Raw genomic sequence first — 26,954 nt, 5'->3', positions numbered from 1 at the left:
GCTTCGGCGCCAGTGGGCAGTGATCGCGGTGGCCGCGGTCCTCGGCACGATCGGTGGACAACTGTTCTACGCAGCCCAGGCGGAGCTCTATCGTGCGCAGTCGACCCTGTTGTTGATCGCCGCCGGCGACGAGACCTCGCCGGGCGGCGGGCGCGACCGGACGCTCGACGTCGACACCTGGGCGACGGTGGCGCGCTCGACCGAGTTGCTCACGGAGGTCGCGGACGCTCTCGATCTCGAATTGGACGCCGTCCGGGAGCGCTCGACCGCCGTGTCGAACCCGACGGGGGATGTCTTGCTCCTCACGTTCGAAGCGGAGGACGAGGACGCAGCCGTCGATGGCGCGACCGTCTACGCAGATCTGTTCCTGGCGACCCGCGACAACGCGATCAACTCGGTCACCCTGGATTCCGTGCGACGGCTGAATCAGTTGGCGTCAGACGTCCAGGGTGAGATCGCCGTCATCGCCGATCAGATCGACGACGAAGAGGCCAAGGGTGATGAGGCATCCCAGAGCCGGCTCAGCGTGCTCATCGAAGCGCAGCAGCGCGCCAATGAGCGTCTCTCGAGCATCGAAGCCGACCTGACCACGTTGGACCTCGGCGTCGACACGGGCCGCGTGCTCATCGACCCTGCGACCGCTGTATCGCGCGCGGGTCTCGGCCTACCCGTCATCGTCGTCTCCGGTCTGGCGTTGGGGACGCTCCTCGGGCTCGTCCTAGCGCTCGTGCGAGATCGGTCCGACGATCGATTCGCCAGTGCCTTCAACGCCGAGGCGTCGGGGATCCGCGAGGTGGGCCGCGTCGAATACATCGACTTGCGGAGTTCCCGGCAGCCCGAGTTGCGGGGCTACGACCGCTTGGTCACCAAGTTCGCCCGTGGGCGCAGTGGGGTGTCGGCGGCAGGTTGCGTCGTGCTCCTCCTCCCGGTCGAGAGTCGAACCCTGCCTGCCGACGCAGCGCTGGCAGTGGCCCGAGGCATCGAGATGACCGGACCCGACGTCGCGATGTCGGTCGAAGTCTGGAAGGGCGCCCCGTGGGGCGAACGAAGTCGCGAGTACTGGGCGTCGACGCGTGAGTCGCTCGAGGCGCTGAGTTCTGAGACGGACATCGTGCTCGTGCCGGCGGCGCCGATGGATGCCACGTCGATCGGCCTGGGTTTCGCTGCGGTGGTCGACCGCGTGGTGCTCGTGATCTCCGCTGACACGTCGATGCGGAGCATCGCGGCCGCGCTCGATGACCTCGACAGCGTCGATGTCGATGCCGGCGACGTGGTCGTCCTGACGTCGGTCCACCAGCACCATCTGTCCAGGGGCCGGGTTGCGGCCTCGGGCGTCACCCAGACCGCCTGATCGATCCGGGCCGCCTTCCCCTGACCGGGCGGGCGATGCAGGGTCCGTTCGACGCGATCGCTGTACCCGTCGCCCGGTGAACGCACCTCACCGGTGAACGGGGTCCCGAACCTCAGGTGTCGGCGTGCAACGCGAGGGAGCGTCATGGGCGCCCGAGCCGCTTGCCCTCTCCGAGCGTCCGTGGTCAGGGTGCCGGAACGATGACGTCGAGGCGATCGCCTTGCTGCCGCTCACGGTGCCCGAAGGGGTCGCTCCTGGCCACGTCCAGACCGGCGGCCTGGTCACGCGGCTGTCCGTCGATGATGGTGAGTCGCCGATCACCGTCAGGCGGCCGCCGTCAGGGGCGTGTCCATCTTCGCGAGCTTCGTGAGGCCCCCGACCAGGTTGCTCAGCGAGCGCCGCGAGCCCCGAGCACCACGCCGACGGTTCTGAGACAGATCGAGATGTCGTGGCGGATCGACCAGTTGTGGACGTAGAACAGATCGAGCCGCTTGTAGGCGTCAAACGAGGCGTCGGATCGTCCGGACACTTGCCAGAGACCGGTGAGGCCGGGGAGCACTCGCAGGCGATCGCGGGTCGCGTCGTCCCACTGCTGGACTTCGCAGGGCAGTGCCGGACGCGGGCCCACCATGCTCATCGTGCCCCGGAGTACGGCGAGCAGCTGCGGGAGCTCGTCGATCGACGAGCGGCGGAGGAAGCGCCCGACCTTGGTGATACGTGGATCGTGTTGGATCTTGAAGAGCGGGCCGTCTGCCTCGTTGAGGCCGGCGAGGTCGGCGAGACGCGCTTCGGCGTCGACCACCATCGTGCGCAGCTTCACCATGGTGAACTCGTCGCCGTCGAGCCCGACCCGGGTCTGCTTGAACAGCACCGGGCCACGCGTGGTCAGCTTGATCGCTGCCATGGCCCCCAAGATGATCGGCGCGGTCGTGATCAACAGGCCGGACGCTGCCACGAGGTCGAACACCCGCTTGGCCACGACGGTGGCACCGGTGCGAGCGACCGGCTCGACGTACAGGATCGATCGGCCGTCGACGCTCTGGGGCCGGAGGCGTGTGATGTCGATGTCTTGGAGGGTGGCCGAGATGGCCACGTGGTAGCCGGCGTCGGTGAGGTCACGCGTCATCGAGTTGAGTTCGCTCTCGCTCATCGACGACGGCGACATGACCACGCCGACTGCATCGTTGGCGGCCAGTGCCGCCCCGACGTCGGCGAAGTCGCCGAGCACCCGGTCTCGGAAGAGGAAGTCCGGGTCACGCTCGCCGACGAAGCCGATCACCTCGTAGCCAAGGCTCGCGTCGTGCTCGAAGACCTGGTGGAGACGGACGGCGTGGCTGTCGGTACCGACGATCACGATGCGGCGACGCATGCGCCCGTTGACGCGGAGGCGGGAGAAGATCCGTCGAGCGATCGAGCGCTCGATGGTGAGTGCGACGAGTGTCGATGCGGCGATCACGCCGACCCACGCCCGGGACAGGTCGTTCATCTGGGCGCCGAACGCCAGGCAGATCATGAAGACGGTGCCAATGAGCACGGTCTTCAAGATGTTCTGGAATTCCCGCGCAGTCGAGTCGTTGGCGCGGGCTCGGTACATCTGGCTCACCACGGCACCCAGGGCGAAGGCCGGAACGCTGGCGACGGTCAAGAGCAGGTGTCGGCCGAGCGGCGCGGTGCCCATCGGGTCGAGCCAGAGCATGATCCGGATTGCGGCGGCGGCAACAACAACCGCAGCAGCGGCATCGGCCACCATGAGGCGGCGCCGAGCGACGGAGGGTCGCAGCGAGGAGGTCGGCGTCGGGTCGGGGCTCGGGGCACCCGTGTCCCCTGGGGTGCTCCTGGCGTCGGTCGGTGTCGCAAGATAGACGCCTCGTCGCCGGTTCGCGACGTTCGGCGAACGGCGCTCCACCGTGACGACACCGCGATCTCGATTGTCAAGTCCGAACTCCGCCACTCTCGCGCCCGCTTTCCCTCTCCACTCTCCGCCGCCGTCGAATCGTTGATTCGACACCCACGTTCTTATCAGCGTTCACGTGAGGTTTTCCACGAATTTGTGCTGGAGAGTGGTACATTTCCGGCCAGAAGCCACGTAAAGTGGTTGCGTGTGCCCGCTGAGCGTAAAGATCGTCGGCGTCTTGTAAATGCGTCAACAGCACCTACTCTGCGTCACGGCAATGTGAAGTGGCTCTGTGGTCTGCCGCAGCCCGCGACTCGAAGCGCGGGTGCGGCGAATCCGCTGTCGTGCCCGCCGACGTGAACCGCCGGCCCCGTCGCGTCAGCCTGCTTCGGAATGGGTGACGGGCTGCTCACCCATCCACTCGCGAAGCGTGTTCTTCAGCTTGGTCTGCTGGATGAAGAGGTCCTGCTCGGCGGGGCTGTCGCCCGCGGCCTGCGGCGCCTTCAGGTAGAAGCTCAGCCACTCCTGCACGCCGCTCTCGCCGGCGCGGTGGGCGAGGTCCATGAACAGGGCGAGGTCGAGCACGATCGGAGCGGCGAGGATCGAGTCGCGGCAGAGGAAGTCAACCTTGATCTGCATCTCGTAGCCGAGCCAGCCGAAGATGTCGATCGCGTCCCAGCCCTCCTTGTTGTCGCCACGTGGCGGGTAGTAGTTGATGCGCACGACGTGGTCGACGTTGCCATACAGGTCGGGGTAGACCTCGGGCTGCAGGATGCCGTGCAGCACGCCGAGCTTCGACTCCTCCTTCGTCTTGAAGTTCTCCGGGTCGTCGAGCACCTCGCCGTCGCGGTTGCCGAGGATGTTCGTGGAGTACCAGCCGCGCAGGCCGAGCATGCGCGCCTTGAACCCGGGGGCGAGCAGCGTCTTCATCAGCGTCTGGCCGGTCTTGAAGTCCTTGCCGGCGATCGGCACGTTGCGAGCCTTCGACAGTTCGATCATGCAGTCGAGGTCGGTCGTGAGGTTCGGTGCGCCGTTGGCGTACGGCACATCGGACTGGAGCGCGGCGTAGCAGTAGATCTGGCTCGGCGAGATGTTGTCGTCGTCATCGCGCAGGCCCTGCTCGAACGAGGCCACGCTGGCGTGCACGGCGCTCGGCTCCTGGAACGCCTCGGTCGATCCGCACCACACCATCACGAGGCGGTCGCAGCCGTTCTCCTCTTTGAAGTTGGCGATGTCGTCGATCAGGGCCATCGCCTGGTCCCACTTGTTGGCGATGTCCTTGACGCGGACGCCGTCGAGGCGGCTGACCCAGCGCTGGTCGAACACGGCCTCCATCGGGATGATGCCCTCCATCTCCTTCGAGACGGCATCGAGGTCGGCGCCTTCGAGCACGCCGGCGGTCTTGGCGGCCTCCATGGCGTTCGGCGAGATCGGGTCCCAGCCGCCGAAGACGATGTCGTCGAGTTCGGCGAGCGGCACGAACTCCTTGATGCGGGGGTTCCGGTTCTCGTCCTTGGTGCCGAGGCGGATGTGCGCCATCTGGCTGACCGAGCCGATCGGGGCGACGGTGCCGTTGCGGGCGGCGATGACGCCGGCGATGAAGGTGGAGGCCACGGCGCCCATGCCGGGGGTGAGGACACCGAGCTTGCCGGTGGCGGGTGCGATCTGTCGTGCTGTCATGGGCGGTGATCGTAAGAAGTTCTTGTGCGATTCCTGTGACAGTTCAGAAAGTCTGAACTATCGTGCGCGGGGTGCGCCAGCTCCCCGACATCTCGATCCGGCAGCTCGAGTACCTCGTCGCGGTCGCCGATTCCCCGACCTGGGCCGTGGCTGCGGCTGACGTCGGTGTCAGCCCGTCGGCGCTGTCGCAGGGGCTGGCCGAGCTCGAACGACGGGTCGGCGTCGATCTTTTCCGGTCGGCGGGCCGGCGAAGGGTCGTGCGCGAGGCTGCGTCACCGGTGCTCGACCATGCACGGCAGGTCGTCTCGCTGACTGGCGACCTGCAGGCGTGGTCGCAACGGGTTCGTGGTGCTGCGGTCGGGTCGGTGCGGCTCGGCATGATCGACGTCGCTGCGCTCGTCCACTTTCGGTCGGTGCTGGCCGCGTTCCGGGCCGACCGGCCGGATGTCGACGTCCATCTGACGGTTGCGCCCTCGCGCGGTCTGCTCGACTCCCTCCGGATCGGTGACCTCGACGTCGTCGTGTGTGTGGAGCCGGCGGAACTCCCGGTCGGTGTCAGTGCGACGGTGGTCCTCGAAGAGCCGCTCGTGATCTATGCGCCGCGGGGTGTGTCGATCGATCATCCCCAGCGGTGGGGTCCGTGGGTGCTCTTCCCCGCCGACTCCCACTCCCGCCAACAGATCGAGGCAGCGCTGCGGGCGTGCTCGGCGCCGATCGTGGTCGCAGCAGAGAGTCACCAGCCGGACGTCCTCCGGCACATGGTCGGCCTGGGTCTCGGGTGGACGGTGCTACCCGAGGTGCAAGGTCCGAGCGGTCGGATCGCGGTCGCCGGCCCGGAGTTGCTCACCCGTCGGATCGTGCTCGCCCGTCGCGAGGGAGCGGTGACCGATCCTGCAGCCGACGAACTGGCGGTGCGCCTCCTGGCTTGAGAGCCTGGTGCTCGCTCGCCGTCAGGTGTGCGTGGCGATCGACCACGTGCGGATCGTGCCGTCGCTCGACGAGCTGACGAGGTACGAGCCGTCCGGGGCGAATGCCAGGCCCGTCACCGTAGCGGTGTGGCCATGTGCAGTCGCCAGGTGTCTTCCGGAGTTGGCCGACCAGATGGCGACGCCGGCGTCGGTGGTCGGGGCCGCGACCAACGAGCCGTCGGGCGAGACGGCGATCGCGGACGTGCGGTGGTCGGCGCCATCGAGCGAGCCGACCACGGCACCGGTCATCAGGTCGACGAGCGAGATCGCTCCCGTGATGTCGGTGGCGGCCATCGTGGCGCTGTCGGGGAGGACGCCGATGCCGAAGTAGCCGCCCATCGCGCCCTGGTAGGTCGCGGCGACGGAGAAGTCGCCGGTCGACCAGACGGTGACCTCCGAGTTGTCGTACGTGGCGACGAGCAGGTCGTCGTCGGGGCTGAAGGCCAGGTCGAGCACCGTCGTGCTGCCGGGCAGTTCGTGGAGGACCTCGCCGGTCGTCGAGTCGAGGACGAGGACGGAGTAGTCGTGTGACGTCACCGCCACGAGCGATCCGTCACCGTTGTACCGCACCCGGCTGAAGTAGAACGCACAGCCGGCGACGTCCTCGGCCTCGCCCCCGACCCGGAACCGCTCGGTGCCGCCCGCCGGATCCCAGAACGCGACCGTGTCGTCGAAGGCGAGGTCACCCACCCGTTCGGCCACGCCGGCGGTGACCGCGCCGGACGATGGATCGAACGCGATCGCGTCGACCTTGCCGCCTTCGCTGGTTGCCGGCGTCGACCAGCGCTCGGTGAGATCGGCACCGAGCACCGAAATGTCGCCGGTCGACGAGGCGACACCGATCTGCGACCCGTCGGCAGAGACGGCGACACCGGTCAGTTCGCCCACAGCGAACCGATCGTCGTCGGTGATGACGACGCCGTCGGCGGCGGAGCGGGTGGTGACCCGACCGTAGAAGTCGACCGCCGTGAGTGTGTCGCCGGACGCGTCGACGCTCAGGTGAACGAGGGTGATGCCGCCCGGAGCGATCACGGTGGGCGACCAGGTGTCGGTGGGCCATCTCACGAGTGTGCCGTCGCTGTGCGCGCTGACCAGCGCGCCGGCGACCTCGTGCACCGCCACGATCGGACGGTCGGTCGGTGTCTCGCCGGTGGTGATCGGCTGCCCGTCGTACGACCAGAGAGCCAGCCCGGGGCCGTTCCACGCTGCGATGGCCGCATCGGTGGCAACCCATGACGGGTCGTCGAGCAGCATGCCGGCGTCGATCGTCGCCAGCGGTTCGAACGACGTCGGGTCGAGGACGACGATCCGGTCTTCGCGTTCGAACGGGTTCTCGCCGATGCCGATCGACACGGCGAGTCGTCCCGACGCCGACGCATCGGCGTCGAGCGCGGTTGCCCCGTCGTCCAGGTCGAGGGTGTAGTCACGGCGCGTGCCGTCACGCAGTACCACGAGCGCGGCGCTGGCCCGGACGGGAGCGGCGACCGTCGCGTCGGCGAGCAGTGCCATGCGCCCGGCGGGGGCATCGCCCACCAACCGCAACGGCTCGGCGGCGAGGCCGTCAACCCAGACCAGTGGCCCAGCCGAGGTGTCGGCGACGAGCACCCCGTTGTGGTTGTACGCCAGGTCGCGAACGGAGATGTCGAGCGGCAACTCCTGCTCGGCTGCCAGCCCGCCGGTCGCGAGGTCGACAGCGCGGATCCGTTGGTCCGTCGTCGCTAGAGCGAGGGTGCCGCCTTCCGCATCGACAGCTGCGGCCGTGACGCGCAGCGCACTCGAGAAGCGGTCTGCGCCGACCGGTGCCTGTCCGTCCTGTTTCGTGAAGACCCCCGTCGTCGTCACGATGCTCGTCGTGCTGCCGGTGTGCGACGCCCACGTCGCCCGGCCGTCGCCCCAGCTCCGTCCTGCTTCGACGACCGCTGCGCCGACCTCGCCGGGTGATTCACCGAGGCCGGCATTGCCGAGGTCGGGTTCGTCGCCCGCTGAGCAGCCGACAAGACCGAGCGACAGGAGCACTCCGACCGCGACAGTGCAGATGGACGATCGAGGCCCGGGGCTGAGCGTCACCAGCGTGCGCTGCATCGCCGAGACGATATCGGGGTATACCGCCGGCGTCGGGGCACCGGCACGACGGTTCACTTCACGGAGATGGTGTCCCAGTGCCAGGTGTGGCCTGCTGGGGTGCCGTCTTTGTCGGGGGTGTAGCTGTGGTCTTTGAAGTAGACCTTGAACTCGTCGGGGAACTCGCCGGGATAGGTGTACCTGTCGCCGAGGTAGTCGACGGTCACGGTGCCGTTGCGGTTGTCGGTGATCGTGAACGTGCGTCGGATCGCTTTGGAGTCGCAGCCTTCGGGGTCAGCGCCGCACACGTGTGAATATCCGAGCGGATCACGATCGACACCTTGTGTGTAGATGTTGCCGTCGTTGCCGAACGGGCCCTTGCCGACGACGATCGAGCGTCGGTCGTAGTAGTCGATCTCGGCGGTGTCGGCCATCCAGTCGATCGACGCGAGGAATGGGGTTCCGACGGGGACGATCGAGACTTCCCACCATTGGCGGTTGCCGAGGTCGGTCACGTTGACGTCCCACGAGACGCTGGTGTGGGTGCCTGCTTCGAATGTTTGTTTGGGTGCGAACCAGGCGATCGAGTAGCCGGAGGTGTCGCCGACGCTGGTCATCATGTGGTCGCGGCACATGTAGAACGATTCGTCGGGCCGGTCGCGGTGGATCAGGCGTTGTGTCGACGGGTCACCGCAGTTGGTGTCGTGGTCGCCGTACCACTGTGTGTTGGCGACGAGGACGTCGTCACGATGGAACATGCCGGTGTCGAAGTTGTCCATCCCGGTGTTGCCCGTGAAGTCCTCGAAGAACGCATTGTCGGGAACCGACGGACTCGGGATCGAGGACGCGGGCGGTGTCGTCGAAGCAGGATCTGCGACGTCAGAGGACGGGATGGTTCCTTGTGCGATGTCGACTTCGTCGACCATGTCCCGTTGGTCGACCACCTGCGGGTTGCCGCCGGACGAGCACGCTCCGAATCCGAGGGTCGCGATCAAACCGAGCGCGACTACACGACGTAGGGAGCCGACGCGCCTGATTCGTGCCTGCGACGGAGTTTGTGCCATCGATGGGGATGCTACCCCTCGCGGCCGGCTGGCATGGTGCGGTCTGACCCCGCCGTCATCACTTCACGACGATGTTGTCCCAGTGCCAGGTGTGACCGACCGGCTTGCCGTCCTTGTCAGGCGTGTAGTTGTGATCCTTGAAATAGACCTGGAACTGCTCGGGGAACGTCCCCTGGTACGTGTACTTCTTCCCGAGGAAGTCGATGCTGACCGTGCCATTCTGGTTGTCGGTGACGGTGAACGTACGCCGAATGGCTTTGGAGCCGCAACCTTCCGAATCGGCCGCCCAGTCCCCGCAGACCTGTTGCCAGCCGAGCGGGTCACGCTGCTGGCCGTCGGTGACGATGTTGCCGTCGTTGCCGAACGGGCCCTTGCCGACGACGATCGAGCGTCGGTCGTAGTAGTCGATCTCGGCGGTGTCGGCCATCCAGTCGATCGACGCGAGGAATGGGGTTCCGACGGGGACGATCGAGACTTCCCACCATTGGCGGTTGCCGAGGTCGGTCACGTTGACGTCCCACGAGACGCTGGTGTGGGTGCCTGCTTCGAATGTTTGTTTGGGTGCGAACCAGGCGATCGAGTAGCCGGAGGTGTCGCCGACGCTGGTCATCATGTGGTCGCGGCACATGTAGAACGACTCGTCGGGGCGGTCGCGCCGGATGGTCCGCTGGGTCGATGGGTCGCCGCAGTTGGTGTCGTGGTCGCCGGTCCAGCTCGTCTGGGCGACGAGGTGGTCGTCGCGATGGAACATGCCGGTGTCGAATCGCTCGAGGCCGGTGTTCCCGCTGAACGCCTCGACGAAGGCCCCGCCGTTCGACGATGGAGGCGCCGACGGGGATGCGGTCGTCGTCGGTGCTGTCGTGGCCGGTGGGGTAGTGGTGGTCGGCGTGGGCGTGGGGGCCGATGTGGTCGACGGTGCGGTCGTCGCCGGAGCGGTCGTCGCAGGTGCCATCGTGGTGACGGGTGAGGTGGTGGGCGGCGTCGTGGTGGGCGGCGTCGTGCTGACCGTCGTCGTCGGAGCCGGTGTCGAAGTTCCGAGACTGCTGAACGACGGTTGCTCCCATGTCCGCCGGGCGAGGGTTTCATCGAAGCGCTTCATGTAATCGGTGGCGGCGTCGGTGTACCAGCGACCCGAGAACCATGCGCCGAGACAGCCCTTCGCGTCTCCCGCCTGGTATGTGGCACCACGTTGGACGTCGTTCAGCCATCCGAATCGTCCCTCGTAGCACTCGCGCCAGACGGCGTAGGTGTAGTCGAGGTTGTAGGCGCTCGAGTTGACGGCGTTGTCCTTGGCGAACGCCGACGTGTGGTAGAGCCAGCGGATCTGTCCGAGCCCAACCGACTCGGGGCACTCGCCCCGGTGTTCACGATCACCGCCGTACTGGGGCGGATAGTTGCCGATCGCGAAGCGCGGCGAGCAATCCGATGCGTTGGTGCTGAAGTCGCCGAGCGCCGTCTGGTGCCAGTACGACTCGTTGACGAGCTGGGCCCGTACCCAGTCTTCGTCGATCCCCCACTTGCAGGCGGTCCACTGGATGATCTCGTCGGTCGTGCCGACGAAGTCGCCGGTCACCCGCGGGTACGTGGCGTTGGCGCTGAGACCTCGGGTGGAGTTGTACACGGCGTTCTCAGGGCGGATCTCGGTGGTCGGACGGACCCAGCTCGCGCACTCGGAATCGGAGGGGAGAGCAGCTCCGACCGGTCGGGTCTCGAAGCGAGCGGGAGCGGGCGTTCCTGGCTCCGTCGTTGAGGGCGCTGCCGTCGTCGGCGGCCTGACCGTCGTCGTGGTGACGGCATCGCAGTTCGCCGCACGCGGCGCAACCTTGTGCGGCACGTACAACCGGTTCTGCCGCCCTTTCGAGTTGTAGCCGACGTAGCAGCCCGGACCAGGCGTGCAGTCCTCGAGGTCCACACCCTTCGGCGCGATCGTGCGGTACATCCGCGTGCCTCGGTTGTTGTACTCGTCCCAGCAACTCGACTGGGACGAAGCGCCGAGCGTGACGGCGGCGCCGATGGAGACGGGAGCGACGAGGCCGACAACGAGGCCGACGAGTAGTGAGCGCTTCATGGGATCGCGGATCCTTTCGAGCAGCGGGTGCGGTATTTCCACTCGTTGGAGCGGTTCCGTCTGTTATCGCCGTCGTTCCACTCGGCTTGAATCCACTGCACAAACTTGAGATATCAAGACACGAATTTGTGCCGACTTACGCAGAGCGCAAAGTCGTGTACTTCGTTTCCATGTCGGGCAAGGACCGAGCCGCAGTGAGCGACCGTTGTCAGCGCACGAGGATGGTGTCCCAGTGCCAGGTGTGGCCTGCTGGGGTGCCGTCTTTGTCGGGGGTGTAGCTGTGGTCTTTGAAGTAGACCTTGAACTCGTCGGGGAACTCGCCGGGATAGGTGTACCTGTCGCCGAGGTAGTCGACGGTCACGGTGCCGTTGCGGTTGTCGGTGATCGTGAACGTGCGTCGGATCGCTTTGGAGTCGCAGCCTTCGGGGTCAGCGCCGCACACGTGTGAATATCCGAGCGGATCACGATCGACACCTTGTGTGTAGATGTTGCCGTCGTTGCCGAACGGGCCCTTGCCGACGACGATCGAGCGTCGGTCGTAGTAGTCGATCTCGGCGGTGTCGGCCATCCAGTCGATCGACGCGAGGAATGGGGTTCCGACGGGGACGATCGAGACTTCCCACCATTGGCGGTTGCCGAGGTCGGTCACGTTGACGTCCCACGAGACGCTGGTGTGGGTGCCTGCTTCGAATGTTTGTTTGGGTGCGAACCAGGCGATCGAGTAGCCGGAGGTGTCGCCGACGCTGGTCATCATGTGGTCGCGGCACATGTAGAACGATTCGTCGGGCCGGTTGCGGTGGATCAGGCGTTGTGTCGACGGGTCACCGCAGTTGCTGTCGTGGTCGCCGTACCACTGTGTGTTGGCCACGAGGACGTCGTCACGATGGAACATGCCGGTGTCGAAGTTGTCCATCCCGGTGTTGCCCGTGAAGTCCTCGAAGAACGCATGGCCAGGAACCGTGACGGGGGGAGACGGCGTGGGATCAGGAGTCGGCGCTGGGCTGGGACCCGGTGTCGGCGGCCGCGTGGGAGCGGGATCCGACGTGGTGGTGCGGGTGTCGAGGAATCGGTTGGGGGTGATGGGGGTGTAGTCGGCGTTGGCGGGGTACCAACCGGTGACGTCGACGATGATGTCGGTGGTGGTGAGGGTGTAGAGGCAGATGTTGCCGTCGTCGCCGATCTTGACGATGGAGGAGTTGGAGGTGGCGGCTTGTGTGAGGTGGTTGACGGTGGATGCGGTGGGGCGTTTGGTGCCGCAGGGGTAGGCGGTGATGAAGCCTGGTTCGGTGGGGTCGACGGCGGCGAGGTTGATGGCGACAGCGCTGGCGTTGTGCGGGATGCCGGCGCGACCCGTCACCTGTAGCTGTCGGGTGTTTCCGGCGGCGTTGGATGTGGTGGTGCGGGTGTCGAGGAATCGGTTGGGGGTGATGGGGGTGTAGTCGGCGTTGGCGGGGTACCAGCCGGTGACGTCGACGATGATGTCGGTGGTGGTGAGGGTGTAGAGGCAGATGTTGCCGTCGTCGCCGATCTTGACGATGGAGGAGTTGGAGGTGGCGGCTTGTGTGAGGTGGTTGACGGTGGATGCGGTGGGGCGTTTGGTGCCGCAGGGGTAGGCGGTGATGAAGCCTGGTTCGGTGGGGTCGACGGCGGCGAGGTTGATGGCGACAGCGCTGGCGTTGTGCGGGATGCCGGCGCGACCCGTCACCTGTAGCTGTCGGGTGTTTCCGGCGGCGTTGGATGTGGTGGTGCGGGTGTCGAGGAATCGGTTGGGGGTGATGGGGGTGTAGTCGGCGTTGGCGGGGTACCAGCCGGTGACGTCGACGATGATGTCGGTGGTGGTGAGGGTGTAGAGGCAGATGTTGCCGTCGTCGCCGATCTTGACGATGGAGGAGTTGGAGGTGGCGGCTTGTGTGAGGTGGTTGACGGTGGATGCGGTGGGGCGTTTGGTGCCGCAGGGGTAGGCGGTGATGAAGCCTGGTTCGGTGGGGTCGACGGCGGCGAGGTTGATGGCGACAGCGCTGGCGTTGTGCGGGATGCCGGCGCGACCCGTCACCTGCAACTGCGTGACCGTGCCGTTCGAGACCGCTGCGTCCAGCGGCGATGCCTGATGCGCGCCGATCATGCTGGCGATCAACGCGATCGCTACACCGACCCGGCGAAGGGAGGTCGTTCGGACACAGACAGACTTCATGACGGTTACGTTACGATTTCGGACCGGATATTGCGAGCCGCGCGCTTGACAGTTTGCACACATTTTGATCGGCCGGGGATCGACAACACTTGAGGCTCGCGTGTCGCCTGGCCGCTGCTCGAAGTGGAACTCAATCATTCCTTCCGGTCAGCGGATGACGCGCCATGCCCACCTGTTCAGAACCTGTCTCGTCGCCGGTGCCGGAAAAGCGTTGTTCGCTCGATCCGTCGACTATGGCGACGACCTCGTCGACGGTCAGAGAACCGGCTCGATGCGTCTCATCCGTGCACGCCGCCTCGGTGACGCGAATCAGGCACTCATCCCGGGAGCGCAAATGCGGAGGTTCGGAACGCGCGCACGTGTTCCCGTTCGCAGTCGGGGTCGCGGCATTCCACCATTGCCGCATCGTGGAGATGGGACATCGCGGTAGTGTCGTCCACGTAGACCGTGTTCGGCGATTGCGAGGATCAGGGCCAGACTGAAGGCGGCCGGGGTCACCATCTCGAAGAATTCCTCTACCACCATCATGGCGGCGTAGCCGTCGACCTGCCAATCGGCGGTTCCCCACTGCAGAGGTTCGAGCAGCAGTGCGATGGCGATCGACGCGCCGCCGCCCACCCAGAGCCGGCGCGCCGGGTTCGGCCCGGTGGGCAGTTTCCGAAAGATGAGGACGAACAGCACCGCCCCACTCGCGGCAAGCGGGGGATACGGTACCTGCCAGTCGACGCCCGTCGTCCACTCGAGCCACTCATGGATCTGGCGCCAGTCGTCCGCGGCGAGGAAGAGGAAGAGGCCGGCGAATATCACTCCGACGCGCTCTCTGCTGTGTCGTGCCCACCGGCCGGCCCACAGTGCAGTTCCGGCCATCAGTGCGGCGGTCGTCACAGCCGGAACACCCTTCTCGCCGTCGTTATACTGCCCTTCCGAGTTCTGCTCAGAGTCGGAGCGGAAAGGGTCACCGACCGCTACTGTCTGCATGTGGTGGCGGTTTATCGAGGACGACGGCGCATGGCCCTGCTCGTGAGCATCGCGACGCTCGTCGGTTGCAGTGCGGATCGACTGCCCGCAGCCGAACAAGGTCCTGCGTCGACCACCGAGCACACGGCGCAGACAACCGACACCGACTCGCCGTCCCCCAGATTGTCCGGGGACGCTGCCGGCCCACCGCCCACCCCTCCCGACGAGGCATCCTCCGCAGCATTCGCGATCGATCTCACCGCGCCGGGACGACCGATCGACGACCGGGTGTTCGGCACCAACGTGCCCGCGTGGCTGGGTCCCGACACCCTGGCGTCCGACTGGTTCCGTACCGCGCTCGCGGAATCGGGTGCCACCACGATCCGGATGCCCGGAGGCAGTTGGAGCACCGTGTACGGCTGGTCGGCATGCGAGCGACGCCTGGACGACGGATGCATCTGGGAGGGCGCGGCCCGGCCATCCGACTTCGCCGCGTTGCTGTCTGCCTCCGGGCTCCACGGGATCTGGACGGTGTCGCCCAACGAGACCGCCCAGAGCGCGGCAGCGGTGGTGTCCTTCTTCAACGGCGATCGGGACGACGACACCGTGATCGGCGTCGATCGCAACGGCGTCGATTGGGGCACGGTGGCCGACTGGGCGGGCCTCCGAGCCGAGGGTGGCCATACCGAGCCGGTGCGCGTCGCGATGTGGGAGGTCGGCAACGAGGTGTACGGTGCCCGCCAGTCGACCGGGGGCGGTGACTGCGCCCCGTTCGGGTGGGAGGAGGCCTGGACCTGCGACGGCGCCGAGTACGTGACCGGCAACGAACTCCATGACGGCTACCTCGACATCCGTGCCGAGATGTTGGCAGTCGACCCGACGATCGAGGTGGGCGCCGTCGGTGTGCGCGAACCGTCGAGTTGGGGCGACTGGGGCAACGAGGTGCTCGAAGCCGCTGACGGTGAGATCGACTTCTACATCGTGCACCACTACGCGTACGACCAGCCGCCGGACATCGCCGACGCCAGCCGTGCTGCGACGCAGTGGCCGGACGTCGTCGCCGATGCACGCGAAGGGCTGCCGGACGACGTGCCCCTGGCGATCACGGAGTACAACCTGGTCGCGTTCGAGGCGGGCGACACGACCCAGACGATGACCAAGGTCGGCAACGCCTTGTTCATCGCCGACACCCTCGGCCGGTTGGCGTCGGCCGGTGTGCCGATCGCGAACCAGTGGAACCTGGCCAACGGCACCACCGAGAGCGGCACCGACTATGGATTGGTGAGCGCGGACGGATCGGTGCGATTTCCGCAGTTCCATGCACTCGCCACGTGGGCCGGCCGCGGCCCCACGCTCCTCGAGGTCGACCGCGGCGACCAGGGCGACGAGGTCGAGGTCTACGCGACGCAGCGCGCTGACGGCACGCTCGCGCTCATCGCGATCCACTTCAGTGACGACGTGACCTCGGTGCCGATTGTCTTGGAGGGGGCCCCTGCCGCCGACGGCACCATGCGGGTGACCGCACACGTCGGCGAGAACGCCGATGCCGAACAGTTCGCCCAGGCGGTAATCACTGACGACGCGTTCGGGTCGGGTGCCCTCGAGGTCGAGCTGGGGCCATGGTCGATCAACCTCATCGAGTTGCGGTTCGATGGGTGAGCGGCGTCCGGTCCTGCTGACCGTCTCGGGCACGATCCCGGACGATCTCGACGAACAGGTCGCGGCCGGGCGTCGACCCCGCGCCGACTACCGCGTGCTCGCCGACCGAGTCGACGCCGATGTGGTCGACGTTGCCGCCGCACTCGCCGCCACCGGGCGGATCGGCCGAGTGTTGCATCGACTGGGCGGTGCCGGCCCGTTGTTGGCCTGGTACGTCTTCCGTCGGCGACGCCGGTACCAGGTCGTCCTCACCGACGGGGAGCAGGTCGGGATCCCCCTCGCCCTGCTGATGCGGATGCTGGGAACCGGGGGGCTCCGCCACGTGATGATCGTCCATGTCCTGTCGGTGCCGAAGAAGGCCCGCGTCCTCCGCTGGGCCAGGCTCGCGCCGCTCATCGGCCGATACGTCGTCTACTGCACGGCGCAGGCCGAGTGGATCGAACGCCAGTTGGGCGTACCCCCGACACGGATTGTCGTGACTCCGTTCATGGTCGACACCACGTTCTTCGGTCTGGGGGCCGTCGACGTGCCCCGGCGGCGGATGATCTGCTCCGCAGGGCTCGAACGACGCGACTATCCGACCTTGATGGCCGCCGTCGACGGGCTCGATGTCGAGGTCGTCATCGCTGCGGCCAGCCCCTGGTCCAAGCAGCCCGACTCGTCGCGAGCGACGGTCGTGCCGACCAACGTGACGATCGAACGGTTCGACCTACATGCGTTACGTGAGCTGTATGCAGCGTCACAGTTCGTCGTCATGCCACTCGTCGACGTCGACTTCCAGGCAGGAATCACCACCATCCTCGAGGCCATGGCGATGGAGCGCGCCGTGATCTGTACCCGCACACAGGGCCAGAACGACACGATTCTCGAGGGCGTGACCGGGTGGTACGTGTCGCCGGCCGACAGCGAGGAACTCCGAGCCGCGATCGTGCGACTGCTCGGCGACCCGCCGCGATCGAACGGACTCGGCGAGGCGGCTCGGAACTGGGTGGAGGAGCACGCCGCGATCGAACGCTACGCCGACGTCATCGAGGGCGTCGTCCGATCGGCGACCGACTGATCCTCGGCTACGGCCGACATCTCGCGCGGCTCGGGCGCCCGGGCGCAGATGGCGAGCGCGAGACCGAGGAACACGGTGTTGCGGGCATCCCACGAGATGTCGACCCACGTGTACACGGCGAACATCAGCACGAACGCCGCCGCTGCGATCGAGACCACCAGGTCGGGCCCGTGCGCCATGCGTCGGACGCGTTCGGCGCCGAGCATCAATGACTTGGCGAACAGATAGATCATCGCCGCGAATCCGCCGAACCCGGTCTTGATCCAGAGCCACAGGATCGAGTTGTGCGGCGTGTACGCGGCGAGGTCGAACGTCGTGATGTTCGGCAACTGGACCGGCTGGTAGAAGGGCAAGCCGAATCCCAGGCCGAACAACGGGCTCGACCGGATCGTGAAGTTGACGTTGAACGTCTCCACCATGCGGTACAGATCGGAGCTCTGATCTTTCGCGCTCGCCTGGTCTGGAGCGACCACGGTCTTGATGGCCTGCGCCGGAAAGCCGATCGACGACGCAGAGTTCCAGAACGCCAAGGTGTACCCGACCAGCAGCACAGTGGCGGCGGGCACGACGAACCAGAAGCGCCGAGGCGACCGCCAGAACAACACGACGGCGACAAGGCCGAGAGCGACCAGCAGCGCAGCAACACCTGACCGTCGCTGCGACAGAAGGTAGACGTACATCGTCGGGATGACGGCGATGGTGAGCCCCCACCGCCACTGCCACGCCCTGACACCGAGTACAAGGAAGACGAGGAGCATCAGGATGACGAGGTTGTGCCCGAGCGAGGAGCCGTGTTCGGTCAGGGACTCCAGATCGGAGCGGACAGCGGGATCGATCCGGTTCAGGTACTCGAGCGACAGCAGCACCTGTACGAGGACGCCGGCAAGAACGGCTGCGACGGCGCGTCGGAGGTGAGCGTTCTCGGTGCACTCGTTCACGACGATCGCGTACATCAGCCCGATGTACACGAGTCCCCGTCCCTCGAGCACGGCGATCCGGAGGTCGCCCCCGAGCATGATGCCGCGCAGAAATCCGTAGCCTACGAACGCGCTGAACACCACGACCGGACGGGTCAGTGGCGACGGTCGCAGCACGCGGCCGCTTTCTGCGTATCGACGTACGAGCGACACGACGAAACCGGTGCCGAGGGCGAGTTCGAGCGGGCTGACGGTGAGTGCGTCGGCCACGTACGAGATCGACTCGGCGCTCGAAAGGTTCTTCGCGAACGGAAACCACCAGACGGTGACCCGATCGCTGATCGCGGTCAGGAAGAGCACCGTGTACAGCGTCGCGAGCGGACGTATCACCCACCCGAGCACGAGTGCGACGACGATCGCCAAGCTCAGGCCGAGAAACGGTGCGTCGTACTGGCGGCGGGCGTACGCCGCGATCACGAGTCCGGTAACGACGACTGAGACGTACCCGGTCCACCACACGAGCGTGTTGTGACGCGTCCGGAACGTTACGTCCTCGTTGTTCACAGGATCACCCGCAAGCTGTACATGCTCGCCGCGACCACTGTCGCCACACCGGCGAGCAGCATCGGATGCTCACGGAACGGTCGACCGCGTGCTGCGCCGCCGAGGACGAACGAGCAGAGCAGGAAGGCGAAGAGAACCCGCACGGATCGTCCGTTGCTTCAGCCGCCGAGTTGGCGGCGGAGAAACGCCGGCACGCTCGGCTTGAAGCGATTGAGCACCACGCCGAGGATCGGCGTTGGCTGGATGGCCGTGAGCGCCCGTTCGACCTGTCCCACGGACGTCGAACGGTGGCGGACGACGAACAGGGCTGCGTCGCACCGTCGCAGCAGGGCGAGCCCGTTGGCCTGGTCGAGAATGGCAGGCACATCGAAGATCACGTGATCGAACTCGTCGATCAGCAACTCCAACATCGCTTCGAACTCGGGAGCGCGGACGATCGAATTCCGACGGTGTTCGGGCACCGGGCGGGGGGCGAGGCACAGGAGCTGCGGCAAGTCAGGGACCGATCGCAACGCGGGGACGATGCGCGACCGATCCTCCAGGATCTCCATCAGATCGGGTTGCTCGCTCATGTCCAGGCCGTCGGGCTGCGGAGCGAGCCAACTGCAGTCGAACCAGCAGACGACGGCACCGGTCTCCTGCGCGATGAGGCTGGCAAGCGTCTGAGATACCGTCGTGACGCCGTCCCCCGGCGTCGCGGACGTCACTGCGATCGATCGGGGCAGCGGCTCGCCGGTCCGGAGCTCGTGGCGGTTGATGATGGCTCGGACGGCCTCGGCGAGCTCCGCGGGGATGTCGTCGTACGCGATGACATCGACCGGCCGGCCGGCAGGCGGCGGCGTGGTGTTCCGCTTGGCTGGAGAGTGCTGATCGGCTTCGTCCCGAGCCGGTTGGAGACGCTTGCCCTTCCGCGACGTCGATGACGAAGTCACGTCGAGGCTTCTTTCATCATGCCCATCCGCCATATCCAAACCCGCCAACCTCGGACGGGCCGTGGTAGGAGGGCCGCAGCACGGGGAGCAGTGGCGACGACGGACACGCCGTCGAGCGCCAGAAGGTCGGCGGGTGAGGCGACGCTCCGATCGAGGACGGTCGTGACAACCAGGGCGGCGGCTGCGATGACCATACCCAGGAGCAGGTAGCCGAGCGCGGTGACCGCCCGATCGACGAGCGCCGACACTGGGGCGTCGGGCACGGCCGGCGGGTCGATCATCGAAAAGCCACGACCTGCGTCGGTGGAGAGCTGAGCTTGCGTGAGACGTGCCAGATCGATGTTCTCCTGCGTCTCCTCGATGCGGTCGACGACGGAGCGTACGTTTTCGCTGAGTCGTTCGAGCTCGATCTGGTCGAGGATCGTGATGCCGCCCTCGGCTGGGAGTGTCGCCACGAATTCGTCCAGTTCGTCCGAGGCCGTCTGCTGCTCGATCTCCAGCGCGGCGAGCTGGTCGATGTAGAAGACCTCTGCTTCGGCGGAGTCGTTGGCGAGCGTGTCGGAGAGGAAGGCCTGGTAGGCCGTCACGGTGCCCTCGACGAGTTGATACGCAGTCTGTGGATCGTTCCATTGCCCCCTGACCGAGATGATCGAGCTCCCGCCCGCTCCGGCCCAGATGCTGGTCCTGATCACGTCGAGTCCGACGAGCCCGGAGTCGACAGCCGGGCCGAGGCCCGCCTGTTCGGCGATCGATGTGATGAAGCTGTCGGTCCGCAAGCGTTCGTTGATCATCCGGGCACCCGCGTCGGCTTGCGACTCCCAGTAGTTGGCCGATACGCCGCCGGCATCCTGGCTCGGAACGAGCGGGTTGCCGGTGGTGCTGAGAGTCGCCGAACTCTGATACAGCTCGGGTGTATTGCGAGCCTGCGAGAAACCGATCAGTCCGAGGATGACGATCGGCACCAGGAACCACACCAACCGACGAAACAGATTGTCGGTCAGACGGAACCAGAATGCGGGACCACCGGCGCGTCGTCGAGTGTCCGCGGACGATTCGCTCAGCACACCTTCAGCCTACCGGTACCTGTCGAGCGGGAACGGTCGACGAATGATCAAGAATCCGCACGGGGCAACCCGGAGAGTGGTGGACTCGACCCGTCACGTGTCGAGCAACCGGGCACTTGGCACGTGGAGGGCTGCGAGCGAATTGCGGACGTCCTCATCGGCCCAGAGCACGGGCACGCCGCGATGGGCCGCAGCGCGAAGGAGTCCGACGAGGAGGGCGAACGACGCCGAGTCGAGCGCACACGCCTCGCCCGTGACGGTGATCGAAGCACCGTCGGACACCCGATGGAAGGCCTCGTGCCGCACCTGCGGAGTGGGCGGCAGACCCCCGAGTTCAATGACGAGCACCGGGTCGTCGTCGGCCGCGCGCAGGCCGAGCGTCGCGTGGCCGTTCCGACTGCGCGACCACTCGCGGAGCATTGCCGGGGTGAAGACGCCGAGATCCTTGGCGTATCGCGGAATCAGGCGCGTCGGCTCCTGCGCCGCTCGTGCCAACCACTCGAGGCCCGTCCGTTGCATCCAGCGTGGTGCTCGTCGGCGTTCCCCGACGAACAGGTCGAGCGATCCGCCGACACCGATCATCACCGGTACACCCAGCCGATCACGGTGGGCCGCGATGAACCGTTCCTGCTTCGGGTGCCCAAGGGCGACACAGAGGATGTCGGCGTCAGTCGCCGCGATCGAGTCCAGAACCGCTGGATCGATCTCGGTCGGGTCCTGGATGATCGGACCCGGGTCGATGGTGACGCTCGCCGCGGGGTGTGCTCTTGTGATGATGCCGGAGGCTCGCTTGGCGACCTCGGGCGTCGAACCGAAGACGTGGATTCGCCACCCGGTCGTCTCCGATTCGCTGATCAGCCGGGGCAGGAGATCGGAACCGGCGACGCGTTCACGCAACGGCATGCCCAACAGACGAGAGCTCCACACCACCGGCATCCCGTCGGCGATGCAGAGATCGGCATTCTGGAGGATCTCGATGAGTTGCGGGTCGCCCAACGCATTGACCAGGAAGTCGACGTTCACCGTCGCGACCTGATGCGTCGTGCTTCGACGGCGGCCGTCTCGGACGAAGTCGGCGACCGTCCCGATCGTCTCGCTCATCGTCTGGTCGGCGATGGGGATACCGAACAGCACCGCAGGAGGTCGCATGCCCCTCATGTTTGCGTGCCCCCACTGTCGGTCCGTTCGTGGTTTCGGACGGTGCGAATCCAGGAGATCTCAGATCCGCCGCACAGGGTGCGGAGCCACAGAGCAACCTTCCAAGCCACGATGCGCGGTGCGGCGGCGAGATTGCGGAAGTGGATGAGCGGGGCCCGGACCGCGACCAACCCCGCGATGGTGTGCGCCACCACGACCGACAGCCCGGCCAACTGGCACCTCACGATCAGCCGATGTCGACGCGAGCCGAGCACGGCCTGCGGCATCGACGCGACGGCGCCGAACGTCTGCGCCGCTACCAGCACCGAGATCGGTGGCAGCAGCAGGTCGATGATCCCATCGAGTACCGCCAATCGTCGCCCCTTCGCTCGCGGGAACTGACGGGCCAAGCTTGGCACAAATCGCCCGATCAGGTCGACACGACCACGTTCCCAGCGTGCATTCTGCGTGACGGAGGCGTCGAGCGTGTCCGGCATCTCGGCGTGGAGCACAGCCTCAGGGACGTACTCCACGACGAGGCCGTCGAGGAGCAACTGCATCTGGAACTCTGCGTCCTCGACGAGATGACCGGTCCACGAGCGGTGACGGAGCACGTCTCGCTCGAATGCCATGCCGTTTCCGTAGAGGCCGCACGATGCCCCGAGCCGTCGGCGTGCCAGTGGGCGCAGGTGGTGGCGGCACGCTAATGCGGCATAGCGGAACGATGCGGCCGCCGACGCATCGGGATCGCTGACCAGGTAACGCCCCTGTGCGACGACGGCGCCCGAGTCGAGTGCCTCGTCCATCGCTGTGAGGAACTGCCGGTCGAGCGATGTGTCGGCATCGACGATGACGACCGCATCGAACGTCTCCCGGGAGTCGAGCCGATCGAACAGCCAGTTGAGCGCTGGTCCCTTGCCCGGCTGATCGGGATCGTCACGTTCGTGGGCTTCCCATCCTGCGGTTCGCACTCGTTCCGTGGTTCGATCGGTGCAGTTGTCGGCGACGACGTGCACAGCGAAGCGGTCGCGCGGGTAGTCGAGGGAGTCGCACGACGCGAGCATCCGGCCGATGCCGATCTCCTCGTCGTGCGCGGGAACGAGGATCAGGAACCGGCGTCGGGGGCCGACCACCGTTCGTTTCGATGGTCGCGGCAGCCCGACGACCGTCGACACCGCCAGGTAGGCGGACAGGGTTGTCGTCGCAGCCGCAGCGCCGATGGGAACCAGACCTGCGAGGCGGCCCAGGCGACGAGCGGTCGCGATCATTCGCCGTCCTGCCCGGCGCCGGTCGTGAGCACACGCCCCGGCACACCCACGACCGTGGCTCCCGGTGCGACGTCCTCGATCACGACGGCGTTGGCGCCGATGACCGCTCCGTCGCCGACATCGATGCCTCCCAGCACACGCGCTCCCACCCCGATGTACGTCAGATCGCCGATCCGGGGCCATCGCGCGTCGGATCGCGTTCCGAACGTGACCTGCCCGACGATGGTGACGTTGTGGCCGATGGATTCGGCGTGCAGCACGCAGCCAACGGGGTGTGCGATGTAGCAGCCGCCGCCGACTGGGGTGCCGGGAGCGAGTTCGAGTCCATAGACCCGGAGCAGTCGACGCTGGACCCAACCGCTGACCCCTCGGATTCCGGCTCGTCTCGCCGCGACCGCCAGCCGGAACCACGCCATGGCGCGCAGCGGCAGATGACGATGCAACAACTTGAGCAGCATCGTCGGTGTGACCTCGGCGACATCGGAGATCGCTTCGGGTCGCACCCAGCGCGCAGCGTCGAGGCGCAGATCCGTGATCGCGTCCCTGAAATTGCCGGATCTCATCCGCTCGTCGCCCCCGTCCGCTGCATCGCCTCGTTGAGTCTGCCACGGACATCTTCTCATCCGGACGTAAAACTCGGTCTGCCGCGGCCAGGTCGGTAGCATTGTCCCGATGGTCCTGGATCGCTGGAGGCGGGTAGCGGCCGAAGAGTTCGGCGGAGCGAGGCCGAGGATGATCGTCGCCGGCGCCTTCTCCCACTTGCTCCCGGATCTGTTCGGGAACCGGATGAGGGCCGCGGTCTTTCGGCTTGCCGGCGTGTCCATCGGGGTCGGAACGGTGATCGGCGGCGGGATGCGGATTGCCGGGCGTGGCCCCGCAGAGCGTCGATTGCGGATCGGCGATCGAGGTTGGATCAATGCCGGCTGCTATTTCGACGCTTCGGCTCCCATCACGATCGGTGACGACGTTGCCATCGGACAGGGCGTGTTGATCCTCACACAATCACACGAGCTCGGCCCCTCCGAGCGGCGAGCCGGTGCCTTGACCGACGCGCCCGTGACGATCGGTGACGGGTGTTGGCTCGGCGCGCGCTCGGTGATCCTGCCTGGGGTGACGATCGAGCGCGGGTCGATCGTGGCGGCCGGCGCTGTGGTTCGGCATGACGTTCCGCCTGACACGCTGGTCGCCGGTGTCCCTGCCCGCACGATCCGCGACCTTCGTGACGACATCGATCCGACGTGACGAGACGGCGGTACGAGACGGCGGTGGCCGGCCCGATGCAACGTGTCCTCGGACGCTCGGTCCCTGTCCGCCTGGTCGCGCCGCGGACGAGATCAAGTCGGCGCGATCCGCAACCGATTAGCTTGGAGCGGTCAGACAAGCGTGGTCGCAACGACTCGGAAGGAAACTCGATGACGATGCTGCACCCGACGGCCGAGATCGACGATGAGGTCGACGTGGGCGATCACAGCAAGGTATGGGCGCACGTACAGATTCGCAGCGGGGCCCACATCGGGTCCGAGTGCGTGCTGGGGCGCAACAGCTTCGTCGATCTCGACGTGCGTGTCGGCGACCGGGTCAAGATCCAGAACAACGCCTCGCTCTACGAGGGCGTGACCCTGGAGGATGGGGTGTTCATCGGACCGCACGTGGTGTTCACGAACGACAAGGTGCCGAGGGCGATCAACCCCGACGGCCGGCTGAAGACGACCGACGACTGGGTGCTCGGGGCGACGACCGTGCGGTACGGCGCGGCGATCGGCGCCAATGCCGTGATCGTGACAGGGGTCGAGATCGGCCGATGGGCCATGATCGGTTCCGGCACCGTGGTCACCCGCGACGTGCCCGACCACGCGCTCGTCGTCGGGAACCCTGGTCGACTGGTCGGATGGGTCAGCGCGAGCGGTGAGCGGTTCGACACGCAGGACGAGGCGATCAGCACGACCGAGGCGGAAGCAATGGCCCCGCGGTGATCGGCATCGGAGTCATCGGGTACGGCTACTGGGGGCCGAACCTCGTCAGAAACTTCGCCCAGGTCGATGGAGCGGCTGTCGTCGCCGTGTGCGACGCCAGTCAGCCACGGCTCGACGTCGTCAACAAGCTGTACCCGGCGGTCTCCACGTACACCTCGGTCACCGAGATGCTGGCCAATCCGGCCGTGAACGCAGTGGCGATCGCCACACCGGTGACCACCCACTTCCCGCTCGCCAAGCAGAGTCTCGAAGCCGGCAGACACGTCTTCGTCGAGAAGCCGTTCACGAAGACCTCCGCCGAGGGCGAGGAGCTCATCGCGATCGCCGACGAGCGCGAGTTGACACTCATGGTCGACCACACGTTCATCTACACGAGCGCGGTTCGCAAGATCCACGATCTCGTGCAGGCCGGCGATCTCGGGCGCCTCTACTACTACGACTCGGTCCGGGTCAATCTGGGTCTGTTCCAGAGCGACGTCAGCGTCATGTGGGATCTCGCCGTCCACGACCTGTCGATCATGGACTACCTGCTCGGCGCCGACCCCGTGACCGTCTCGGCGACGGGCGTCGCCCACGTCGGCGGTCAGCCGGAGAACATGGCGTACATCACCTGCATGTTCCCCGACAACCTGATCGCCCACTTCCACGTCAACTGGCTGGCCCCGGTCAAGGTTCGCCAGACCCTGCTGTGCGGATCCGAGAAGATGGTGGTCTTCGACGACGTCGACATGAGTGAAAAGGTGAAGGTCTACGACAAGGGCGTGATCCTCGACGAAGCCGCCGAGCACGTGTACCAGCGTCACGTCGGATATCGAACCGGCGACATGTGGGCGCCGCGTCTCGACAACATCGAGGCACTCGCGGTCGAGACCCAGCACTTCGTCGACTGCATCAACACCGGCGAGACGCCGCTCTCCGACGGGCGCGCCGGGCTGCGCGTCGTCCGCATCCTCGAAGCCGCCCACGAATCGATGGCGCAACGCGGCCTACCGATCGAAGTCCATCCGATGCGAGAGGCACACTGATGCAGCAATCCGTTCCGTTCGTCGATCTGCAGGCCCAGTACCACTCGATCAAGCCGGAGGTCGACGAGGCGGTTCTCGCCCTGCTCGACAGCACCCAGTTCGTGCTGGGCCGCGATGTGCTCGCGTTCGAAGGCCTCTTCGCTCCCTATGCAGGATCCTCACACGCGATGGGAACGAGTTCGGGCACGAGTGCGCTCCATCTCGCCTTGCTGGCCGCAGGTGTCGGCGCCGGCGACGAGGTGATTACGACGCCGCACACCTTCATCGCGTCGGTCTCCGCGATCGACTACTGCCGTGCCACACCGGTGTTCGTCGACATCGACCCGGTGTCGTTCACGATCGACCCGACGGCGATCGAGGCGGCGGTGACCGAGCGCACGAAAGCGATCCTCCCGATCCATCTCTACGGCCAGATGGCCGACATGGATCCGATCATGGACGTTGCTGCCAGGCACGATCTGGCCGTGATCGAGGATGCTGCGCAAGCCCACGGTGCCGAGTACCGAGGCCGACGAGCCGGCTCGATCGGACTCGCCGGATGTTTCAGCTTCTACCCCGGCAAGAACCTCGGTGCCTACGGGGAAGGTGGCGCGGTCACCACCAGCGACGACGAGGTCGCCCGAACCGTCCGCATGCTGCGCGACTGGGGTGCCGAGGAGAAGTACCACCACGTCCTCAAAGGCTTCAACTACCGACTCGAAGGCATCCAGGGTGCTGTACTCAGGGTGAAGATGGCCCACATCGAGAACTGGACCGATGCCCGTCGTGCCGCCGCGACACGGTACGACGAGTGGCTCGCCGACGTCGACGTGGCGGCACCGAAGCAGCTCGACTGCCGCCGCCACGCCTACCACGTCTACGCCATCCGGACCGATGATCGAGCCGGCCTACAAGCCCACTTGAACGAGGTGGGTATCGGCAACGGCATCCACTATCCGATCCCCGTTCACCTGCAGGTGGCCTTCGCCGAGCTCGGTCACGGCCGCGGGGATTTCCCCGCGGCGGAGTCCGCGGCCGACGAGGTGCTGTCGCTCCCGATGTTCCCCGAGATCACGGCGGAGCAACAAGAGCGTGTGGTCGACGCGATCCGCACATGGTGTGACAACCGATGATCGCGTCGG

General features: G+C 66.5%; 22 protein-coding genes. 8 read left to right on the top strand and 14 right to left on the bottom strand.

The window, feature by feature from the left end:
- Positions 1-28: 28 nt before the first annotated feature.
- Positions 29-1,351 (top strand): hypothetical protein, encoded by a 1,323-nt coding sequence (locus R8G01_09315; protein ID MDW3214182.1) that lies wholly within the window; start codon positions 29-31, stop codon positions 1,349-1,351.
- Positions 1,352-1,739: 388 nt separating this feature from the next.
- Here the strand turns inward: R8G01_09315 and R8G01_09310 are convergent, their stop codons facing one another.
- Positions 1,740-3,257 carry a sugar transferase gene (locus R8G01_09310; protein ID MDW3214181.1) on the bottom strand — a complete coding sequence of 506 codons (1,518 nt, stop codon included), beginning with the start codon at positions 3,255-3,257 and terminating at the stop codon, positions 1,740-1,742.
- Positions 3,258-3,623: 366 nt separating this feature from the next.
- Positions 3,624-4,925: an inositol-3-phosphate synthase gene (locus R8G01_09305; GenBank protein ID MDW3214180.1), complete on the bottom strand. Its 1,302-nt coding sequence runs from the start codon at positions 4,923-4,925 to the stop codon at positions 3,624-3,626.
- Positions 4,926-4,996: 71 nt separating this feature from the next.
- On the opposite strand from R8G01_09305, the gene R8G01_09300 reads away from it, so the two are divergent.
- Positions 4,997-5,854, top strand: coding sequence for a LysR family transcriptional regulator (locus R8G01_09300; GenBank protein MDW3214179.1), 858 nt, complete (start codon positions 4,997-4,999; stop codon positions 5,852-5,854).
- A 21-nt stretch (positions 5,855-5,875) separates the two neighbouring features.
- Here the strand turns inward: R8G01_09300 and R8G01_09295 are convergent, their stop codons facing one another.
- The 5 genes from R8G01_09295 to R8G01_09275 form a co-directional block, all read right to left on the bottom strand.
- A complete protein-coding gene (locus tag R8G01_09295) occupies positions 5,876-7,975 on the bottom strand; it encodes a hypothetical protein (protein MDW3214178.1) in 2,100 nt (699 codons plus the stop codon).
- Positions 7,976-8,028: 53 nt separating this feature from the next.
- On the bottom strand, positions 8,029-9,018 hold the full coding sequence (locus R8G01_09290; protein MDW3214177.1) for a hypothetical protein: 990 nt from the start codon (positions 9,016-9,018) through the stop codon (positions 8,029-8,031).
- A 58-nt stretch (positions 9,019-9,076) separates the two neighbouring features.
- On the bottom strand, positions 9,077-11,086 hold the full coding sequence (locus R8G01_09285) for a hypothetical protein (GenBank protein ID MDW3214176.1): 2,010 nt from the start codon (positions 11,084-11,086) through the stop codon (positions 9,077-9,079).
- A 208-nt stretch (positions 11,087-11,294) separates the two neighbouring features.
- A complete protein-coding gene (locus R8G01_09280; protein MDW3214175.1) occupies positions 11,295-13,277 on the bottom strand; it encodes a hypothetical protein in 1,983 nt (660 codons plus the stop codon).
- A gap of 309 nt (positions 13,278-13,586) precedes the next feature.
- Positions 13,587-14,255, bottom strand: a complete 669-nt coding sequence (locus tag R8G01_09275) for a hypothetical protein (GenBank protein MDW3214174.1) — start codon at positions 14,253-14,255, stop codon at positions 13,587-13,589.
- Positions 14,256-14,285: 30 nt separating this feature from the next.
- Between R8G01_09275 and R8G01_09270 the strand changes: the two genes are divergently transcribed.
- Positions 14,286-15,893 carry a hypothetical protein gene (locus R8G01_09270; protein ID MDW3214173.1) on the top strand — a complete coding sequence of 536 codons (1,608 nt, stop codon included), beginning with the start codon at positions 14,286-14,288 and terminating at the stop codon, positions 15,891-15,893.
- Positions 15,886-16,953: a glycosyltransferase family 4 protein gene (locus R8G01_09265; protein MDW3214172.1), complete on the top strand. Its 1,068-nt coding sequence runs from the start codon at positions 15,886-15,888 to the stop codon at positions 16,951-16,953. Before R8G01_09270 ends, R8G01_09265 begins: the two co-directional genes overlap by 8 nt.
- On the opposite strand, the gene R8G01_09260 is transcribed toward R8G01_09265, so the two are convergent.
- The 7 genes from R8G01_09260 to R8G01_09230 all read right to left on the bottom strand — a co-directional run bounded on the left by R8G01_09260 (position 16,908) and on the right by R8G01_09230 (position 23,398).
- Positions 16,908-18,434 (bottom strand): O-antigen ligase family protein, encoded by a 1,527-nt coding sequence (locus R8G01_09260; protein MDW3214171.1) that lies wholly within the window; start codon positions 18,432-18,434, stop codon positions 16,908-16,910. The two genes, R8G01_09265 and R8G01_09260, sit on opposite strands and share 46 nt — an antisense overlap.
- A complete protein-coding gene (locus R8G01_09255) occupies positions 18,431-18,577 on the bottom strand; it encodes a hypothetical protein (GenBank protein MDW3214170.1) in 147 nt (48 codons plus the stop codon). The genes R8G01_09260 and R8G01_09255 overlap by 4 nt, the downstream gene beginning before the upstream one ends.
- A 15-nt stretch (positions 18,578-18,592) precedes the next feature.
- The gene (locus R8G01_09250; protein MDW3214169.1) at positions 18,593-19,366 is read right to left on the bottom strand and encodes a CpsD/CapB family tyrosine-protein kinase; all 774 of its coding nucleotides are present in this window, start codon (positions 19,364-19,366) and stop codon (positions 18,593-18,595) included.
- Positions 19,363-20,430 (bottom strand): hypothetical protein, encoded by a 1,068-nt coding sequence (locus R8G01_09245; GenBank protein MDW3214168.1) that lies wholly within the window; start codon positions 20,428-20,430, stop codon positions 19,363-19,365. Before R8G01_09245 ends, R8G01_09250 begins: the two co-directional genes overlap by 4 nt.
- Positions 20,431-20,523: 93 nt before the next feature.
- The gene (locus R8G01_09240; GenBank protein MDW3214167.1) at positions 20,524-21,579 is read right to left on the bottom strand and encodes a WecB/TagA/CpsF family glycosyltransferase; all 1,056 of its coding nucleotides are present in this window, start codon (positions 21,577-21,579) and stop codon (positions 20,524-20,526) included.
- 5 nt (positions 21,580-21,584) lie between these two features.
- Entirely contained in the window at positions 21,585-22,835 is a 1,251-nt protein-coding gene (locus R8G01_09235; protein MDW3214166.1) for a glycosyltransferase family 2 protein, read from the bottom strand.
- The gene (locus R8G01_09230) at positions 22,832-23,398 is read right to left on the bottom strand and encodes a serine acetyltransferase (protein MDW3214165.1); all 567 of its coding nucleotides are present in this window, start codon (positions 23,396-23,398) and stop codon (positions 22,832-22,834) included. Before R8G01_09230 ends, R8G01_09235 begins: the two co-directional genes overlap by 4 nt.
- 253 nt (positions 23,399-23,651) lie before the next feature.
- On the opposite strand from R8G01_09230, the gene R8G01_09225 reads away from it, so the two are divergent.
- The 4 genes from R8G01_09225 to R8G01_09210 all read left to right on the top strand — a co-directional run bounded on the left by R8G01_09225 (position 23,652) and on the right by R8G01_09210 (position 26,945).
- Positions 23,652-24,077, top strand: coding sequence for a DapH/DapD/GlmU-related protein (locus R8G01_09225; GenBank protein MDW3214164.1), 426 nt, complete (start codon positions 23,652-23,654; stop codon positions 24,075-24,077).
- A gap of 170 nt (positions 24,078-24,247) precedes the next feature.
- The gene (locus R8G01_09220) at positions 24,248-24,808 is read left to right on the top strand and encodes an acyltransferase (GenBank protein ID MDW3214163.1); all 561 of its coding nucleotides are present in this window, start codon (positions 24,248-24,250) and stop codon (positions 24,806-24,808) included.
- Positions 24,805-25,833, top strand: coding sequence for a Gfo/Idh/MocA family oxidoreductase (locus tag R8G01_09215; protein ID MDW3214162.1), 1,029 nt, complete (start codon positions 24,805-24,807; stop codon positions 25,831-25,833). Before R8G01_09220 ends, R8G01_09215 begins: the two co-directional genes overlap by 4 nt.
- Positions 25,833-26,945: a DegT/DnrJ/EryC1/StrS family aminotransferase gene (locus R8G01_09210; GenBank protein ID MDW3214161.1), complete on the top strand. Its 1,113-nt coding sequence runs from the start codon at positions 25,833-25,835 to the stop codon at positions 26,943-26,945. The genes R8G01_09215 and R8G01_09210 overlap by 1 nt, the downstream gene beginning before the upstream one ends.
- Positions 26,946-26,954: the final 9 nt, after the last annotated feature.

It is taken from the genome of Ilumatobacteraceae bacterium (genome assembly GCA_033344875.1).
In the GTDB taxonomy this organism is placed as follows: Bacteria; Actinomycetota; Acidimicrobiia; order Acidimicrobiales; family Ilumatobacteraceae; genus Ilumatobacter.
This window is presented reverse-complemented; position numbering and strand designations above follow the sequence as displayed.

Bases quoted from the DNA above. Each gene is read 5' to 3' on its own strand.
- R8G01_09305 (MDW3214180.1), bottom strand. From the start codon at position 4,925: ATGACAGCACGACAGATCGCACCCGCCACCGGCAAGCTCGGTGTCCTC.
- R8G01_09295 (MDW3214178.1), bottom strand. From the start codon at position 7,975: ATGCAGCGCACGCTGGTGACGCTCAGCCCCGGGCCTCGATCGTCCATC.
- R8G01_09290 (MDW3214177.1), bottom strand. From the start codon at position 9,018: ATGGCACAAACTCCGTCGCAGGCACGAATCAGGCGCGTCGGCTCCCTA.
- R8G01_09285 (MDW3214176.1), bottom strand. From the start codon at position 11,086: ATGAAGCGCTCACTACTCGTCGGCCTCGTTGTCGGCCTCGTCGCTCCC.
- R8G01_09280 (MDW3214175.1), bottom strand. From the start codon at position 13,277: ATGAAGTCTGTCTGTGTCCGAACGACCTCCCTTCGCCGGGTCGGTGTA.
- R8G01_09275 (MDW3214174.1), bottom strand. From the start codon at position 14,255: ATGCAGACAGTAGCGGTCGGTGACCCTTTCCGCTCCGACTCTGAGCAG.
- R8G01_09270 (MDW3214173.1), top strand. From the start codon at position 14,286: ATGGCCCTGCTCGTGAGCATCGCGACGCTCGTCGGTTGCAGTGCGGAT.
- R8G01_09265 (MDW3214172.1), top strand. From the start codon at position 15,886: ATGGGTGAGCGGCGTCCGGTCCTGCTGACCGTCTCGGGCACGATCCCG.
- R8G01_09240 (MDW3214167.1), bottom strand. From the start codon at position 21,579: ATGCGACCTCCTGCGGTGCTGTTCGGTATCCCCATCGCCGACCAGACG.
- R8G01_09235 (MDW3214166.1), bottom strand. From the start codon at position 22,835: ATGATCGCGACCGCTCGTCGCCTGGGCCGCCTCGCAGGTCTGGTTCCC.
- R8G01_09230 (MDW3214165.1), bottom strand. From the start codon at position 23,398: ATGAGATCCGGCAATTTCAGGGACGCGATCACGGATCTGCGCCTCGAC.
- R8G01_09220 (MDW3214163.1), top strand. From the start codon at position 24,248: ATGACGATGCTGCACCCGACGGCCGAGATCGACGATGAGGTCGACGTG.
- R8G01_09210 (MDW3214161.1), top strand. From the start codon at position 25,833: ATGCAGCAATCCGTTCCGTTCGTCGATCTGCAGGCCCAGTACCACTCG.